Consider the following 15,678-nt stretch of genomic DNA (forward strand, 5'->3'; position numbering starts at 1 on the left):
GCTAATAAGCCGTCATTCCCCGCGAAGGCGGGGAATCCAGTACGCCGCGGCCGGGCGGATTTATCACGAACTGCTCTGGAATACTGGATCACCCGCTTTCGCGGGTGATGACGGGTGTGGTAACTGGGGCGCGTAAACAATCAACACTAGCGTTGATTGTTTACGGAAATCGACTTCGGGACCAAATCCTCATGCACGACATCAAATCGATCCGCGACAACCCCCAGGCGTTCGACGCCGGACTGAAGCGCCGCGGGTTGGCGCCGTTGTCGGCTGCGCTGCTGGCGATCGATGAGAAACGCCGTGCGGCGATCCTGGCCTCCGAGCAGGCGCAGGCGCGGCGCAATTCGGCGTCGAAGGAAATCGGCGAGGCCAAGAAGGCCAAGGACGACGCGCGCGCCAACAGACTGATGTCGGAAGTCGCCGAGCTCAAGACTACGATGCCGGAGCTTGAGCTTGCCGCGAAGACCGCGGATGAGGAACTGGCGAAAGAACTGGCCGCGATTCCGAACCTGCCGCTCGACGATGTGCCCGAAGGCGCAGACGAGCACGGCAATGTGCAGCGTCACGTCTACGGCAAGATCCGCAACTACGCCTTTACGACGAAGCCGCATGATGATCTCGGCAGCGCGCTCGGCTACATGGATTTCGAAGCGGCCGCGAAATTATCCGGCGCGCGCTTCGTGGTGCTGAAGAAGGGGCTGGCGCGGCTGGAGCGCGCAATCGGTCAGTTCATGCTCGATCTCCACACCGGCGAGCATGGTTACACCGAGATCAACCCGCCGCTATTGGTGCGCAACGACGTGATGTTCGGCACGGGCCAATTGCCGAAATTCGAGGACGACCAGTTCTGGGCCATCAAGGGCGAATTGCTTGTGGCGCCCGACGAGCGGTTGAAGACCGAGCGTCTCGGGCTCATTCCGACGGCTGAAGTCTCGCTGACCAACCTCGTCCGCGAATCCATTGTCGACGAAAAAGAACTGCCGATGCGGCTGACCGCGCTGACGCCGTGCTTCCGCGCGGAAGCGGGCGCGGCGGGCCGCGATACCCGCGGCATGATTCGGCAGCATCAGTTTACAAAAGTCGAGCTGGTCTCGATCGCGACGCCCGAGACCAGCCGCGACGAGCATGAGCGCATGCTGTCCTGCGCCGAGGAAGTGCTCAAACGGCTCGATCTGCACTACCGCGTGATGACGTTGTGCTCCGGCGACATGGGTTTCTCCGCGCAAAAGACCTACGACATCGAGGTCTGGATGCCCGGGCAGGGCGAGGGCGGCGCTTACCGCGAAATTTCGAGCTGCTCGGTGTGCGGCGACTTCCAGGCGCGCCGCATGGACGCGCGCTCGCGTGGGCCCGACGGCAAGCCGCGTTTCGTTCATACGCTGAACGGCTCCGGCACGGCGGTCGGCCGCGCGCTGATTGCGGTCATGGAAACCTATCAGCAGGAAAACGGCGCGATCGCGGTGCCCGACGTGTTGCAGCCCTATATGGGCGGGCTCAAGACCATCGAGCGGGACAAATAGCGCAAGGCAAAATGGCATTGCATCGCGACATCTTTTGGATCGGGAGGCAATGGGCTGTTACCGGCCACGGGATGCAGTTGATCGACCAGCGGTTGATGGGCGCCTTCGATATCGAAGTGGCGCGCCTGTGGGACGACGATCTGATTGCGCGCACGCGTGCCAAGGAGTGGCTCAACGCTGCGGATTTCGACAAGGGGCTGGCGGTTGCGCGAACGCGACATCCGCAGCTGCAAGCCGCATCGACGTCGGTGGTCGCCCCGCAGGTGCCGGCGACCGAGCCGATCGCGCCGCCGCCGGCTGCGAAGCCGGAAGTGCCGAAGTTTGAAGCGCCGAAGTTTGAACGGCCCGCTCCCGTGCAGCCCTCGCATCCAGCAGAACCGCAAGTGCTTGAGAGCCCGCCGCCCGTTGCCATCGAACCGCCAAAGCAGGAATCGCCGGACCTGCAGATGAAAATCGATGGCGGCGCCAGATTCGCGCGCCCTTGGCGGGTCTGGATGAAGAAAACATGAGGAAATCGGCCGGTTTGCCTCAGCCGCGATAGCCGGATAAGACGACGCCCAAAGGCAAGCGCCTGCCCCGACCTGAACCAGAAGGCATTTTGACGGATGCGAATTCTCTGCACCAACGACGACGGCATTCATGCGCCGGGGTTGAAGATCGTCGAGGAAATCGCCTGCGCGCTGTCCGACGACGTCTGGATCGTGGCGCCGGAGCTCGATCAGTCCGGCGTCTCGCATTCGTTGTCGCTGAACGATCCCTTGCGGCTGCGCGAAGTCGGTCCGCGCCATTTCGCGGTGCGGGGCACGCCGACCGATTGCGTGATCATGGGCTCGCGCCACATCCTCGGCGAGAAGATGCCGGATCTGGTGCTGTCCGGCGTCAACAAGGGCCGCAACGTCGCCGAGGACGTGGTCTATTCCGGCACCATCGCCGGCGCCCTTGAAGGCACGATCCTGGGAATCCCGTCGTTTGCGCTGAGCCAGGAATTTTCCATCGAGACCCGTCACGCGCCGCTGTGGGACACCGCGCTGAAACTCGGCCCCGATATCCTGCGCAAGGTGATCGATGCGGGCGTGCCGAAAAATACTGTGATCAACGTCAATTTTCCCGCCTGCACGCCCGACCAGGTCAAGGGCGTGCGCGTAACGCGTCAGGGCAAGCGCAATCTCGGCTTCCTCAAAGTCGACAAGCGCCACGATGGCCGCGGCAATCCGTATTTCTGGATCGGCTTTGAACGCGCAGCGATGATGGATACGCCGGCCGAAGGCACCGATCTGGCCGCACTTGCGGCGCGCTACGTATCGGTCACGCCGCTGCGGCTCGATCGGACCGATGAGGTGTTCTCGGAAGAATTGACGACGACGTTGAAGTAGTAGCCGCAGCCAAACTCGTCATACCCGCGAAAGCGGGTATCCAGTACGCCGCGGCTTCCCGGTTCAATCACAGGTCTCTGGGATACTGGATCATCCGCCTACGCGGATGATGACGGCTGAGCGCGCGGAGACGCCTAAACCGGCGCGCTCTTCATCGTAGCGGCGATCACCTGCGCCAGCGTTTCCAGCTGGAACGGCTTCTGCAGTGCGGGGCGGTCGCGATATTCCTGGGGCAGGCCGGAGGAGCCGTAGCCTGTCGCAAAGATAAACGGGAGGTTGCGCGCCGTGATAAGCTCGGCGACCGGCGTGATCACCTTGCCGTTGACGTTGACGTCGAGAATGGCGAGATCGAATTCGGTCGATTGCACCAGCTTGACCGCTTCGCCGATTTCGCCGGCCTCGGCAGCTACGCTGTGGCCCAGCTCTTCCAGCATGTCAGCGACCATCATCCGGATCATCACCTCGTCTTCGACGAGGAAAACAGAACAGCCCACCGGCCGTGTCGCTATCATGAGGGGAATCCTTGCCCTTCCAAGGCTTTGAGGTTCGCAAAAAACACCCCTTGGCGCAACGTCGACATGAACCGGCACGCATTTAAGCAAAGACTCCGGCTGTGGATTTGCCGTGCCCTAACGCCGGGGGCGCAACAACAGTTCCGGTAGCCGGAACCGAAATCTTGAGGAAATTCTTCCTTAAGTGCGCCGACGCTATTACATCTCGGCAGGGCCTGAGCCCGCCGCGAGACCGCAATGTCGCAAGAACCGCCCGAGAAGATGATGTTTCAGCTCACCCTGCGGCGGCGGGGGATCAGCGACCAGGCGGTACTGCGCGCCATGGAAGAGGTGCCGCGGGAGGTTTTCGTGGCGGCTGGCGACCGCGGTCACGCCTATCGCGACAGCGCGCTCGGCATCGCCTGCGGGCAGACCATCAGCCAGCCCTTCGTGGTGGCCTACATGACCGAGCAGTTGCAGCTGCGGAAGGACCACAAGGTGCTCGAGATCGGTACCGGCTCCGGCTATCAGGCCGCGGTGCTGTCGCGGCTGTGCGCGCATGTCCTGACCATCGAGCGCTATCGGACGCTGGCGGACACGGCCCGCGACCGGCTCGAAGCGCTCGGCTATTTCAATATCGAGGTGATGTATGGCGACGGCTTCGACATTCCGCCGGGCGCCGGCGATTTCGATCGCATCATCGTCACCGCCGCGATGGAGCAAATCCCCGATACCCTGCAGCGGCGGCTTGAGCCCGGCGGCATCCTGATCGCACCGGTCGGCCCGCATCACGGCACCCAGACGCTGGTCAGGGTGACCAGGAAAGATAGCGGTTTCGAGCGCAAGGAATTGGTCGATGTCCGCTTCGTCCCGGCGCTGCCGGGAATTGCGCGCGAGCTGTAAAATCCCGGATTGGCGGTTCCCGCCAACATCTTATTCCAAGGGTTAAGCGGTTATTTACTCGGTCGGTGTTTACTCAAAACAATATTTTGTTGCGTACGAGTGAGTAACCATGTCCCGTGTCGCCGAGTTGCTTCGCTCGCGTCGGATGCCGCAGGTCGCGGTGCTGACGCTGATGTCGGTCGGCTTTGCCGGCTGCAGCGCCGATATGCAGACGCGCTTTTCCGATAGCTCGTTCTCCAATCCCTTTGCCTCGCAGCCCGAAGCCACCGGTTCGGTGCGCCCGCCCGCCGCTGAACGCCGCGAGCTGCCGCAATACGACCGGCCGCAGGCGTCTGCGCCGCAATTCCAGTCCCAGGCTCTGCCGCCGCCCGCCGTCGTTGCACCGCACGCTTATCCGGCCAGCTCTAGCGGGGTGTCGGGAGGAGGGCGCGGGGTTTCGTCCTATGCGCCGCCATCCCAGCCGCCGATCGAGACCACCGCCACGGTACCGCCGCGCTCGGTCGCGGCCGCGCGCCCGGCTGCGCCGAATGGCACCTCGATCATCGTCGGCACCAGCGACACGCTCGACATTCTGGCCAAGCGCTACAACGTTTCAGCTGCCGCGATCCTGCAGGCCAACGGCTACAAGGGCCCGCGGGTGCTGTCGCCCGGCCAGCAACTGATCATTCCGCGGCAGACGGCGGTGGCTGCGGCCGCGCCGGCGCTTGCGCCGGCGGCCAGCAAGCCGGTTGCCGCCGCGGCTGCGCCGTCGAGCGTCCATATCGTCAATCGCGGCGATACGCTGATGAGCATCGCGCGCCGCAATCACGTCCCGGTTGCCGAACTCGCCAAGGCCAACAATCTCGATCAGTCCGCCAAGCTCAGCCTCGGCATGAAGCTCACCGTGCCCGGTTCGAAGTCCGCGGCCGTCGCGCCAGTGGCGCAGCCCGTCGTCGCCGCAGTACCTGCCCAGCCGGTCGCCCCGGTTGCGGCGCCTGCCACCAAGATGGCCGCAGCCGGCGGTCCGCCGCAGGCCGCGCGGCTGGCACAGGCGACCACCAACGTTGCCGAAGAAAAGCCCGTCGTCGAAGCCGCGTCGGTCAAATCAAGCGAAGCCACCGGCGCGCTGCCGACCTTCCGCTGGCCGGTGCGCGGCAAGGTGATCACGAGCTACGGCGCCAAGACCAACGGCAAGTCGAATGACGGTATCAACCTGGCGGTGCCGGAAGGCACGCCGGTGAAAGCCGCGGAAGATGGCGTGGTTGCCTATTCCGGCAACGAGCTCAAGGGTTACGGCAATCTGGTTCTGGTGCGGCACTCCAACGGGTACGTCACCGCATATGCCCATGCGAGTGAACTGATGGTGAAGCGCGGGGATACGATCAAGCGCGGCCAGATCATTGCCAAATCGGGTCAATCGGGCGAGGTGGGGTCGCCGCAGCTCCACTTCGAGATCCGCAAGGGATCTTCTCCGGTTGACCCGCTTCAATTCCTGAACGGGGCGTGAGGCGAGCGTACCCCGGATGGAGCCAACGGGCTACGGGCTCTACTTCCCGGAAAGCCGCACGCCCAGCCGTCCCGCCAGTTCCTGCGTGAACTGCCAGGCCACGCGGCCCGAGCGAGAGCCGCGCGTGGTCGACCATTCCAGCGCTTCGCGCTCCAGCTCTTCGTCGGCCATCGCGATGCCGAAATGGCCGCAATAGCCCCGCACCATCGCCAGATATTCATCCTGGCTGCAGCGGTGGAAGCCGAGCCAAAGCCCGAAGCGATCCGACAGCGAGACTTTCTCCTCGACCGCTTCACCCGGGTTGATCGCGGTTGAGCGTTCGTTCTCGATCATCTCGCGCGCCAGCAGGTGCCGCCGGTTCGAGGTCGCGTAGAGGATGACGTTGTCGGGGCGTCCCTCGATACCGCCTTCCAGCACCGCCTTCAGCGATTTGTAGGAGGCGTCGTTGCCGTCGAAGGAGAGGTCGTCGCAGAACACGATGAAGCGGAAATCGGAGCTGCGCAGGAGATCCATCAGGCCGGGCAGGCTCTCGATATCCTCGCGGTGGATCTCGATCAGCTTCAGCCGGTCGGCCGGCTTGCGGTCTATGTTGATATTGGCGTGAGTGGCCTTCACCAGCGACGACTTGCCCATGCCGCGCGCGCCCCACAGCAGCGCGTTGTTCGCGGGCAGCCCGTCGGCAAAGCGCTCGGTGTTTTCGATCAGGATGTCGCGCACCTGGTCGATACCCCTAAGCAGCCCAAGGTCGACGCGGCTGACCCGCGGCACCGACGAAAGCCGTCCGTCCGGATGCCAGACAAAGGCGTCCGCAGAACCGAACTGCTCAAGGGTGGCCGTCGCCGGGGAGGCCGCGGAAAGGTGGACGGCGATGGCTTCCAGCGCCGTGGCGATCCGCTCGGCGGTGGCGCCGTTGAGGCTGTTTGCCGGACGTTTTGTCGCGGTTTTCGCAACGGCTCGCGAGGCCGCTTTGGGGGCAGTGCGCGCCGCTGTTTGAGCCGCGGTTTTCTTGGCTTTTTTCGACATTTTTGCAGTTCCTGACCGCGCAGCCTTAACGGGCCTTGGAAGGTCCCGCAAGCGGCCTAAATGAGAGGGGCCGGCCACGTTGCAATTGGGCCCGCCGCCGCTATAGTCCGCGCGAATTTGCCCGGGACAGGCGATTTGCCCAAGGCGCTAAGCCCAGGCATGGCCGGTTCTTTTCCGTCTCACGAGGATTGTTCGATGCTGATTACCCCTGCGTACGCCCAGGCTGCGGCCGGCGGCGATGCGAACAGCATGTTGATGTCGCTGCTGCCGTTCGCGCTGATCTTCGTGATCATGTATTTCCTGATTCTGCGCCCGCAGCAGAAGAAGGTGAAGGATCATCAGGAACTGGTCAAAAACATCCGGCGCGGCGACACCGTCGTCACCTCGGGCGGCCTGGTCGGCAAGGTGACCAAGGTGGTCGACGACGACCAGATCGAGTTCGAGATTTCGGACGGCGTCCGTGTGCGACAGATGCGGCAGATGATTTCGGGCGTCCGCGCCAAGGGCGAGCCGGCCAAGGAAAAGAGTGAGAGCAAGGACGAGACGTCCGCGAGCTGAGTTTTCCGCGCCGCTTGCCGCGGCGCATTTTCCTGGATCTGACGGGTCAACTCGATGTTGTATTTCTCGCGGTGGAAGGCGCTGGCGATCATTCTGACCGCGCTGATCGTCTGCCTGTTCGCGGTTCCGAACTTCTTTTCCCAGGAGAGAGTGAAGACCTGGCCGCTCTGGGCGCAGCGCCACATCGTGCTCGGCCTCGATTTGCAGGGCGGCTCGTACCTGCTGCTCGAAGTCGATTCCAACTACGTGAAGAAGGAAAAGCTCGACCAGGTGCGCGATGAGGTCCGCCGCGTACTGCGCGACGCCAAGATCGGCTATACTGGCCTTTCCGTCCGCGGCGACGCCGCCGAAGTCCGCGTCAAGGAGAGTGACCAGCAGGCGGCCCTCACCAAGCTGCGCGAGCTGTCGCAGCCGCTCGGCGGTCTGCTCGGCTCCTCAGGGCAGCGCAGCCTCGAAGTTTCGGACGCCGGCGGCGGCCTGTTCCGTCTCACCGTGCCGCAAGCCGCCATTACCGAACGCATCCGGCAAACGATTGAACAGTCGATCCAGATCGTCGAGCGCCGTATCAACGAGTTGGGCACGGTCGAGCCCTTGATCCAGCGGCAAGGCACCGATCGTATCCTGGTCCAGGTGCCGGGATTGCAGGATCCAACCGACCTGAAGCGCATCCTTGGCCAGACCGCCAAGATGGAATTCCGCATGGTCGATCCGTCGGTGTCGCCGGATCAGGTTCAGTCGGGGCGGGGAGTTTCGGCGGATTCGGAAGTCTTGATGAGCGAGCAATCGCCCAAGGTTCCCTACGTCATCAAGCGACAGGTGCTGGTGTCGGGCGGCGACCTGACCGACGCGCAGCCGGGCTTCGACCAGCGCACCAACGAGCCGATCGTGAACTTCAAGTTCAACAGTTCGGGCTCGCGCAAATTCGCGCAGGCGACGTCGGAAAATGTCGGGCAACCCTTTGCCATCGTCCTCGACAACAAGGTGATATCCGCACCCGTGATCCGCGAGCCGATCACCGGCGGCCAGGGGCAGATTTCCGGCAGCTTCACGGTGCAGGCGGCCAACGAGCTCGCGCTGCTAATGCGCGCCGGCGCACTGCCGGCGCCGCTGACCGTGATCGAGGAGCGCACCGTCGGTCCCGGCCTCGGCCAGGACTCGATCGAGAAGGGCAAACTCGCTGCCTACATCGGCTCGATCATGGTCATTGTGTTCATGCTGGTGACCTACCGCCTGTTCGGCGTGTTCGCCAACGTCGCGGTGGCCATCAATGTCGCGATGATCTTCGGCATCCTGTCGCTGCTTAACGCCACGCTGACCTTGCCCGGCATCGCCGGCGTCGTGCTGACGGTCGGCATCGCCGTCGACTCCAACGTGCTGATCTATGAGCGCATCCGCGAAGAGCTACGTCACGGGCGAACCCCGATTTCGGCGATCGACGCGGGATTCCGCCGCGCATTGGCGACAATTCTGGACTCCAACATCACCACCTTCATCGCCGCTGCGGTGCTGTTCTATATCGGCACCGGGCCGGTCCGCGGCTTTGCCGTCACGCTCGGCATCGGCATCATCACCACGGTCTTCACCGCGTTTACGCTCACCAGCCTGATCGTCGCCGGTTGGGTGCGGTGGAAGCGACCGAAGACCGTGCCGATTTAAGGAATAGCTGTGACTGATTACGTTCTCATTGGTCTGGGCATTCTGATCGTCGTGCTGACGGTGGTCGCGGTGCTCGATCTCTTGCCGCCGCTGCGCATCGTCCCCGACGACACGCATTTCGATTTCACGCGCTTTCGCCGCATCAGCTTTCCGATCTCGGCGGCGCTCTCGATCGTCGCGATCGTGCTGTTCTTCACCCATGGCCTGAATTTCGGCATCGACTTCCGGGGCGGTACGCTGCTGGAAGTGCAGAACAAGTCCGGCCCGGCCGATATCGGCGCGATGCGCGCAAGGCTGAGCACGCTCGGTCTCGGCGACATCCAGCTGCAGCAGTTCGGCGGTCCCTCGGACGTGCTGATCCGGGTGGCCGAGCAGCCGGGCGGCGATGCCGCGCAGCAGGCGGCAGTGCAGAAGGTTCGCGGCGCGCTCGGCGATAGCGTCGAATACCGCCGCGTCGAAGTGGTTGGGCCGCGCGTTTCCGGCGAACTTTTGGCCTACGGCATGGTCGGCCTGATGCTCGCGATCATCGCGATCCTGGTCTATCTCTGGTTCCGATTCGAATGGCAGTTCGCATTGGGCGCCATGATCGCCAACGTCCACGATATCGTGCTGACGATCGGCTTCATGTCGATCTCCCAGGTCGATTTCGACCTCACCAGTATCGCGGCGCTCCTGACCATTCTCGGCTACTCCCTGAACGACACGGTCGTGATCTACGACCGCATCAGGGAAATGCTGCGGCGGTACAAGAAAATGCCGATGCCGCAGCTTTTGAACGAATCCATCAATTCGACATTGTCGCGTTCGATCATCACCCACGTCACGGTGACGCTGGCATTGCTCGCGCTGCTGCTGTTCGGCGGCCACGCGATCCACAGCTTCACGGCGGTCATGATGTTCGGCGTGGTGCTGGTCGGCACCTATACCTCGATCTTCATCGCGGCGCCGATCCTGATCTATCTCGGCGTTGGTGAGCACCGCGACGCCCCGGATAAGCCTACGAAGAAGTAAGTCATGGCCACATCCTCGGACGCCCCGCATCTTCCGAGGTCGGCGCCGATCGAAGCCTACGGCAAGGGCGGCTTCGCGTTCGCCGAGATGTCGCATCGCGGCTCGCTGCTGTGCCTGCCGGACGGCATATGGGCCTGGCAGGTTACGAAACCGGCCGAGATCGACGAATATTCGCTGGCGCGCGTCTTCAAGGCCGCCAATTCCATCGATACGCTGATCGTCGGCACCGGCACTGAAGTCTGGGTGCCGCCGCGGTACCTCCGCGAGGCGCTGCGCGCCGTGCGCGTGGTGCTCGATGCGATGCAGACGGGGCCCGCGATCCGCACCTACAACATCATGCTGGGCGAGCGCCGGCGCGTCGCGGCGGCGTTGATCGCGGTGCCATGAGCGGGGCGGCGACGTCGAAAGAGTCCGCCGCGTTCTGCGCCGATCTGGTGCGCACGCACGACTTTGCCCGCTATGCGTCGACGCTGTTCCTGCCGGCGGCGCAGCGCCGCGCTTTGCTGTCGGTCTACGCCTTCAATGTCGAGATATCGCGCGTGCGCGAGCAGGTCAGCCAGCCGCTGCCGGGCGAGATGCGGCTGCAATGGTGGACCGACATGCTGGAAGGCGCCGGCCATGGCGGCGTCGAAGGCAATCCGGTCGCGGCCGAACTGTTGCAGACGATCGGTGAATTCCGCCTGTCGATCGAACCGCTGTCGCGGCTGATCGAGGAGCATCAGTTCGACCTCTACAACGATCCGATGCCGTCGATGGCGGCGCTGGAAGGGTACGTCACCGACACCTCCGCGGCGCTGTTCTCGCTCGGCGCGCGGATCGCGGCGCAGCCGTCGGCCGTGATCGACCATCTCGCGCGCCATGCCGGGCTGGCCCAGGGCATGGCGCATGTGATCGCGGCGCTGCCGCTCGATGCCGCGCGGCGACAGCTATTCCTGCCGCTGCAATTGCTGCAGCAACACGGCAGCGGGATGGAGGAAGTTTTTTCGGGCAAGCAGACGCCGCGGGCGCGTGCCGCGATCGACCAGTTGGTGGGAGACGTCCGAAAGCACCTCCGTACGGCCTTCGAGCTGCTCATACATGTGCCGCCACAGGCGCGGCCGGTGTTCCTTCCGCTGGCGCTGGTCCGCCGCGATCTGAAGCGCATGTCACGTGCTGACTTCGATCCCTTCGTGCCGCAGGCGACATCGCGGCTGCGGACGCTGTGGACCCTGTGGCGCGCGTCGCGATCGCGTGAGTTTGGCGGGTAGGGTCGCGCCGCATCGTCATTGCGAGCGAAGCGAAGCAATCCACCTCGCAGCACGAAGAAAGAATGGATTGCTTCGTCGCTGCGCTCCCTTGCGCAAACGCTTCGCGTTTGTCGCAGGCAATGACGCCGGAGTGCCTACCGCAAATTCAACTCGCTGCTCTCGAAATTGAACCGATCGCGCAAGTTCTTCCGGCTCTCCAGAATGTCCTTCAGGAACGCGCGGTCGACCTCGCTTTTGATCAGCGGCTCGATCAGGTCGAGCTGGTTCATCGCGACGAGTTGCAGGATCTCGGTGCGCGGCTTGCCGGCGGCGTCGCGCGGCAGGGCATGCACCACCTGGATATGCTCCGGCGGCTTGACGCCCTTGGCTGCGGCGAGGTCGCTGCGCAACTGCTTTTCCAGCGCGACCTTGTCGGCCTCGACGAAGGCGTACAGCCCGACGCCGGTGCGCCGGTCGGCGAATGCGACGATGGCGGTGTCGCGCACGTCAGGGTTCTTTCTGATCAGCTCGATCAGGACAGGGGCGTCGTTGACCAGCCGGCGGCCGCCGCCTTCGCGATCGGTGAAGTTGAACAGGCCGCGGGTGATGGCCTGGTAGACCTTCTTGCCGGTCTTGAGCCAGATGCTGGCGACAAAGGATTTGCGCGCGAGAATCTTGCGCTCCATCGGCGTCAGCGCCTGTGGCGCATAGCTGCGCTTGTGCTTCAGCAGATGCCGCAGGTCCTCATAGGCCGCGATCCGGAACAGGCGGCTTCTTGTCTTGAAGCAGGCGGCCAGTTGAAAATCGGTCACATAGGCGCGGCCGTTGCTGCCACGCAGCCAGTTCTGTTCCTTGGCAAGGTCGTTGTGGCAGATGCCAGCGCGGTGCAGCTTGCGAAGCGCGAGCTTGGCGGAGCGGAAATAGGCGAGGTCGCCATGGGGTTTTGCCAGATGCAGCGCGACGCCGTCGATGAAGCCGCGCACCAGCGCGCTTCGGCCGGCCCAGAGCAGCTTCGGGCCGGCGTCGAGATCGCGCGCCAGCGCCAGCGCGCGGCGCTCGCGGGCGAACAGATGGCGGGCGAGCGGATAGGACCACAGCGGTACCTGATCGAGCCGGCGCAGCACTGCGTCAACCTCGCCGGCATCATCGCGAAAGCGGCCGCGTTCGACGGTCGAGAACACGTCGCGCTTCAGCAGCACGCCTTCGGTCCATCGCGCCGACAGGATCGCGGCGTCGTCCTTGGGCAAACTCATGGTGCTAAGCCGCCGCCGCTACACGAAGATGATCAGCGATCCAGCGATCGAGATCAGCCAGCGCCCGAGCGCTAAGCGCCTGCTTTTTTGCCACCGTCTTCTCGTTGCCGCGCAGCCGCGTGCCATCCGCTTTCTTGGTCGGCAAGCTCGCAAGCGGCGGGAACAGCCCGAAATTGATGTTCATGGGTTGGAATGAGCGCGTTCCGGCCTCAATCGTCTCGATGTGGCCGCCTGTGATATGCCCGAGCAGCGACCCCAGCGCCGTGGTCACCGGCGGCGGTTCGAGCGACTGCTCCCGGGCGTTCGCCGCGGCGTAAAGGCCTGCGATCAGGCCGATGCTGGCGGATTCCACATAGCCCTCGCAGCCGGTCATCTGCCCGGCAAAGCGCAGCCGTGGCTGCGCGCGCAGCCGCAACTGCCCATCGAGGAGTTTTGGCGAGTTCAGGAAGGTGTTGCGGTGCAGGCCGCCGAGCCGTGCGAATTCGGCGTTCTCGAGGCCCGGAATGGTACGGAACACGCGCTGTTGCGCGCCATAGTTCAGCTTGGTCTGGAAACCGACGATGTTGTAGAGCGTGCCGAGCTTGTTGTCCTGCCGCAGTTGCACGATAGCGTAGGGCTTGACCGTCGGATTGTGCGGATTGGTCAATCCGACCGGCTTCATCGGTCCGTGCCGCAGCGTCTCGTGGCCGCGCTCGGCCATCACTTCGACCGGCAGGCAGCCGTCGAAATAGGGCGTGTTGGTCTCCCAGTCCTTGAAGTCGACCTTCTCGCCGGCCAGCAGCGCGGCAACGAAGGCGTCGTATTGCTCCTTGGTCATTGGGCAGTTGATGTAGTCCGCGCCGGTGCCGCCCGGCCCGATCTTGTCGTAGCGCGACTGAAGCCACGCCACCGACATGTCGATGGAATCCTTGTGCACGATCGGCGCGATCGCATCGAAGAACGCCAGCGCGTTCTCATCCGTCAGCTCGCGGATGGCCTCGGCCAGCGGCGCCGAGGTGAGGGGGCCGGTCGCGACGATCACGTTGGCCCAGTCGGCGGGCGGCAGACCGGCGATTTCGGTCCGGTCGATCTCGATCAGGGGATGGTCGTGCAGGGCCCGGGTGACGGCTGCGGAAAACCCGTCGCGGTCGACCGCCAGCGCCCCGCCCGCGGGCACCTGATTGGCATCGGCGCAACGCATGATCAGTGAGCCCAGCCGGCGCATCTCGGCATGCAGCAGGCCGACGGCGTTGTTGGCGGCATCGTCCGAGCGAAACGAGTTGGAGCAGACGAGCTCGGCCAATCCTTCGGTGCGGTGCGCTTCGGTCATCCGCAACGGGCGCATCTCGTGCAGGACGACGCGAACGCCCGCATTGGCGACCTGCCAGGCGGCTTCCGAACCGGCAAGACCGCCGCCAATCACATGGACGGTGTCAGTTTGGGGAGTGGAGGAAATCATGTGCGAAGGGTTAGCGCGTTTTCGCGCCAAGCGCACCTGCCATGGCGTTTTCGAGCGAAGCATGCCCTCGGACTTGATCCGGGGTGGATGCCGGTTCGCGAAGAAAACGCGTCAAACTAGCGGCCAGAAACGACAACGCCCGCAGCGGGGCGGGCGTTATCCGTTCGTCGGGCAGCCGAACAGAGATCAGCCGGCATAGTTCCCGGCGGCAACGCGCGGAATGTCCGAACGATCGAGGCCGATATCGGCCAGTTCGCGATCGCTGAGCTGGGACAGTTCGCTGACATTGCGCTGATAATCCCGGAACGCCTGGATCATGCGGATGAGCGAAAGTAACATCGTAGTCTCCTTGAATTTGCGATTCAGCCTTTAGGGTGCGGCCTCATCGTTGAAATGAATATAGAGCTGAATACTGCAGTGCGGAAGTTCCTATGTTGCGATGCAGCTAATCCTAAAACGCATGACGATGGTAAGAGCCGCTTAACTTTTCAGTATGGCTGAAAAATCGGTCGGCTCGTCCGCCCCATCGGTGTTTCACCCATTGAAAATAATACTGTAAATTTAGCGGCTTACCGTCATTTCCAAATTAACCTCGCTGCCGGCCAAATAGCGATCAGAAGGGCTCGACCGCAAGTCCGCGAGTGCGTGCAGCGCACAAAATATGCTTCAAAGCGGCTTTTTGGAATCTTCTTATGCGCGAATCGCATGTGACGCACTGATTATGAATGAACAAATATTCATTTTTACGGGTGACGATCAGTTTCTGATTTCATCGCCCAAAAGGCGCCAGCGATGGCCGGCTAATGGTAGATACGCTCGCGCGAAGCCAACAACGGGCGGAGACTCTGAGGGCAAAGGGCCGATCGCTGTGGCAGGCTCTTGAGTGGTTGCCAAGTCTAAGGCGCCCGCGAAAGCTGCGTTGCGAAGTGGGCGATGGTCTTGGCGTAGACCTCGCTCTTGTTCCACTCCTTGATCGCAGCGAAATTGGCGCTGCCGGGCTCCCAGTCCTTGCCGCGTTGCCAGCCGTGGCCGGCGAGGAAGTTGGCGGTCGAGGCCAGTACGTCCGGGGGGCTGCGCAGCAGATCGCGGCGTCCGTTGCTGTCGAAATCGACCGCGAACTTGATGTAGGACGACGGCATGAACTGGGTCTGGCCGATTTCGCCCGCCCATGCGCCGCGCAAATCCTGTGGCGCGATATCGCCGCGCTCGACGATGCGCAGCGCATCCATCAGCTCGGCCTTGAACAGGTCGGTGCGGCGGCAGTCATAGGCCAGCGTCGCCAGCGAGCGCAGCGTCGGGAATTTTCCGATGTTGACGCCGAAATCGGTCTCCAGGCCCCAGATCGCCACCAGCACTTCGCCGGGCACGCCATAAGCCTGTTCGATGCGCCCGAGCACCGAGCCGTATTGCTTGAGCATGTTGGCGCCGCGGGTCAGCCGGGGCGGAACCATGCGGCCGGAGAATTCCTCAAACGTCTGGCTGAACACTTTCTGCGAATGGTCGCGGGCCAGCACGCTCTTGTCGAGTGTAACGCCGGTCAGGCCAGCCTGAATGGCGGAAGCCGCGATCCCTTTGGCGGCAGCTTCTTTCTTGAAATCTTCCAGCCACGTTTCGAACGGGCCCGTGCCGCAGGGCGCCGCCAATGCGGACGCCGCAGAAGTCAGCAACAGGGCGCCCAAGGTCAGGGCGCGCAGAGAAAGGCGAGAAATCATCGTGCCGTTCGCTCCACAATCGATG

16 protein-coding genes are annotated in these 15,678 nt (G+C 63.5%); 10 read left to right on the forward strand and 6 right to left on the reverse strand.

What is annotated here, in order from left to right; translation table 11 throughout:
• Window positions 1-191: 191 nt before the first annotated feature.
• From serS to surE, 3 genes are all read left to right on the forward strand, one after another.
• Entirely contained in the window at window positions 192-1,523 is a 1,332-nt protein-coding gene (serS, locus tag V1294_RS20600; RefSeq protein ID WP_334499688.1) for a serine--tRNA ligase, read from the forward strand.
• A gap of 11 nt (window positions 1,524-1,534) precedes the next feature.
• Window positions 1,535-2,032 carry a hypothetical protein gene (locus V1294_RS38045; RefSeq protein ID WP_442895361.1) on the forward strand — a complete coding sequence of 166 codons (498 nt, stop codon included), beginning with the start codon at window positions 1,535-1,537 and terminating at the stop codon, window positions 2,030-2,032.
• Window positions 2,033-2,128: 96 nt separating this feature from the next.
• Window positions 2,129-2,896 carry a 5'/3'-nucleotidase SurE gene (gene surE, locus V1294_RS20610; protein WP_334499690.1) on the forward strand — a complete coding sequence of 256 codons (768 nt, stop codon included), beginning with the start codon at window positions 2,129-2,131 and terminating at the stop codon, window positions 2,894-2,896.
• Between the two features lie 134 nt (window positions 2,897-3,030).
• Here the strand turns inward: surE and V1294_RS20615 are convergent, their stop codons facing one another.
• On the reverse strand, window positions 3,031-3,408 hold the full coding sequence (locus tag V1294_RS20615; protein WP_334480979.1) for a response regulator: 378 nt from the start codon (window positions 3,406-3,408) through the stop codon (window positions 3,031-3,033).
• Window positions 3,409-3,645: 237 nt separating this feature from the next.
• On the opposite strand from V1294_RS20615, the gene V1294_RS20620 reads away from it, so the two are divergent.
• Both V1294_RS20620 and V1294_RS20625 read left to right on the forward strand, forming a co-directional pair.
• Entirely contained in the window at window positions 3,646-4,290 is a 645-nt protein-coding gene (locus V1294_RS20620; RefSeq protein ID WP_417021148.1) for a protein-L-isoaspartate(D-aspartate) O-methyltransferase, read from the forward strand.
• Between the two features lie 109 nt (window positions 4,291-4,399).
• Window positions 4,400-5,776, forward strand: a complete 1,377-nt coding sequence (locus V1294_RS20625; protein ID WP_334499692.1) for a peptidoglycan DD-metalloendopeptidase family protein — start codon at window positions 4,400-4,402, stop codon at window positions 5,774-5,776.
• A 39-nt stretch (window positions 5,777-5,815) separates the two neighbouring features.
• On the opposite strand, the gene V1294_RS20630 is transcribed toward V1294_RS20625, so the two are convergent.
• Entirely contained in the window at window positions 5,816-6,799 is a 984-nt protein-coding gene (locus tag V1294_RS20630; RefSeq protein ID WP_334499693.1) for an ATP-binding protein, read from the reverse strand.
• 195 nt (window positions 6,800-6,994) lie between these two features.
• Between V1294_RS20630 and yajC the strand changes: the two genes are divergently transcribed.
• The 5 genes from yajC to V1294_RS20655 are packed head-to-tail and all read left to right on the forward strand — an operon-like array spanning window position 6,995 to window position 11,271.
• Window positions 6,995-7,357, forward strand: a complete 363-nt coding sequence (yajC, locus tag V1294_RS20635) for a preprotein translocase subunit YajC (RefSeq protein WP_108515959.1) — start codon at window positions 6,995-6,997, stop codon at window positions 7,355-7,357.
• Between the two features lie 54 nt (window positions 7,358-7,411).
• Window positions 7,412-9,013 carry a protein translocase subunit SecD gene (gene secD / locus V1294_RS20640; protein ID WP_334499695.1) on the forward strand — a complete coding sequence of 534 codons (1,602 nt, stop codon included), beginning with the start codon at window positions 7,412-7,414 and terminating at the stop codon, window positions 9,011-9,013.
• A gap of 9 nt (window positions 9,014-9,022) precedes the next feature.
• Entirely contained in the window at window positions 9,023-10,024 is a 1,002-nt protein-coding gene (gene secF / locus V1294_RS20645) for a protein translocase subunit SecF (protein WP_334480971.1), read from the forward strand.
• Window positions 10,025-10,027: 3 nt separating this feature from the next.
• Window positions 10,028-10,411, forward strand: a complete 384-nt coding sequence (locus tag V1294_RS20650; protein ID WP_334499696.1) for an Mth938-like domain-containing protein — start codon at window positions 10,028-10,030, stop codon at window positions 10,409-10,411.
• Window positions 10,408-11,271, forward strand: a complete 864-nt coding sequence (locus tag V1294_RS20655; protein WP_334499697.1) for a phytoene/squalene synthase family protein — start codon at window positions 10,408-10,410, stop codon at window positions 11,269-11,271. Before V1294_RS20650 ends, V1294_RS20655 begins: the two co-directional genes overlap by 4 nt.
• A 134-nt stretch (window positions 11,272-11,405) precedes the next feature.
• On the opposite strand, the gene V1294_RS20660 is transcribed toward V1294_RS20655, so the two are convergent.
• The 4 genes from V1294_RS20660 to V1294_RS20675 all read right to left on the reverse strand — a co-directional run bounded on the left by V1294_RS20660 (window position 11,406) and on the right by V1294_RS20675 (window position 15,653).
• Complete coding sequence (locus tag V1294_RS20660; RefSeq protein WP_334499699.1) at window positions 11,406-12,503, reverse strand: serine/threonine protein kinase; 1,098 nt, start codon at window positions 12,501-12,503, stop codon at window positions 11,406-11,408.
• A gap of 4 nt (window positions 12,504-12,507) precedes the next feature.
• Window positions 12,508-13,941 (reverse strand): methylenetetrahydrofolate--tRNA-(uracil(54)-C(5))-methyltransferase (FADH(2)-oxidizing) TrmFO, encoded by a 1,434-nt coding sequence (trmFO, locus tag V1294_RS20665; RefSeq protein WP_334499701.1) that lies wholly within the window; start codon window positions 13,939-13,941, stop codon window positions 12,508-12,510.
• A 186-nt stretch (window positions 13,942-14,127) separates the two neighbouring features.
• Window positions 14,128-14,280, reverse strand: coding sequence for a DUF1127 domain-containing protein (locus V1294_RS20670; protein WP_334480961.1), 153 nt, complete (start codon window positions 14,278-14,280; stop codon window positions 14,128-14,130).
• Between the two features lie 557 nt (window positions 14,281-14,837).
• On the reverse strand, window positions 14,838-15,653 hold the full coding sequence (locus V1294_RS20675; protein WP_334499703.1) for a lytic murein transglycosylase: 816 nt from the start codon (window positions 15,651-15,653) through the stop codon (window positions 14,838-14,840).
• Window positions 15,654-15,678: the final 25 nt, after the last annotated feature.

The sequence above is a fragment of the Bradyrhizobium sp. AZCC 1678 genome (genome assembly GCF_036924765.1).
Taxonomy (GTDB): Bacteria; Pseudomonadota; Alphaproteobacteria; order Rhizobiales; family Xanthobacteraceae; genus Bradyrhizobium; species Bradyrhizobium algeriense.

Coding starts and splice junctions, on each gene's coding strand:
- serS (WP_334499688.1), top strand. CDS start 192: ATGCACGACATCAAATCGATCCGCGACAACCCCCAGGCGTTCGACGCC.
- V1294_RS38045 (WP_442895361.1), top strand. CDS start 1,535: ATGGCATTGCATCGCGACATCTTTTGGATCGGGAGGCAATGGGCTGTT.
- surE (WP_334499690.1), top strand. CDS start 2,129: ATGCGAATTCTCTGCACCAACGACGACGGCATTCATGCGCCGGGGTTG.
- V1294_RS20615 (WP_334480979.1), bottom strand. CDS start 3,408: ATGATAGCGACACGGCCGGTGGGCTGTTCTGTTTTCCTCGTCGAAGAC.
- V1294_RS20620 (WP_417021148.1), top strand. CDS start 3,646: ATGTCGCAAGAACCGCCCGAGAAGATGATGTTTCAGCTCACCCTGCGG.
- V1294_RS20625 (WP_334499692.1), top strand. CDS start 4,400: ATGTCCCGTGTCGCCGAGTTGCTTCGCTCGCGTCGGATGCCGCAGGTC.
- V1294_RS20630 (WP_334499693.1), bottom strand. CDS start 6,799: ATGTCGAAAAAAGCCAAGAAAACCGCGGCTCAAACAGCGGCGCGCACT.
- yajC (WP_108515959.1), top strand. CDS start 6,995: ATGCTGATTACCCCTGCGTACGCCCAGGCTGCGGCCGGCGGCGATGCG.
- secD (WP_334499695.1), top strand. CDS start 7,412: ATGTTGTATTTCTCGCGGTGGAAGGCGCTGGCGATCATTCTGACCGCG.
- V1294_RS20650 (WP_334499696.1), top strand. CDS start 10,028: ATGGCCACATCCTCGGACGCCCCGCATCTTCCGAGGTCGGCGCCGATC.
- V1294_RS20655 (WP_334499697.1), top strand. CDS start 10,408: ATGAGCGGGGCGGCGACGTCGAAAGAGTCCGCCGCGTTCTGCGCCGAT.
- V1294_RS20660 (WP_334499699.1), bottom strand. CDS start 12,503: ATGAGTTTGCCCAAGGACGACGCCGCGATCCTGTCGGCGCGATGGACC.
- trmFO (WP_334499701.1), bottom strand. CDS start 13,941: ATGATTTCCTCCACTCCCCAAACTGACACCGTCCATGTGATTGGCGGC.
- V1294_RS20670 (WP_334480961.1), bottom strand. CDS start 14,280: ATGTTACTTTCGCTCATCCGCATGATCCAGGCGTTCCGGGATTATCAG.
- V1294_RS20675 (WP_334499703.1), bottom strand. CDS start 15,653: ATGATTTCTCGCCTTTCTCTGCGCGCCCTGACCTTGGGCGCCCTGTTG.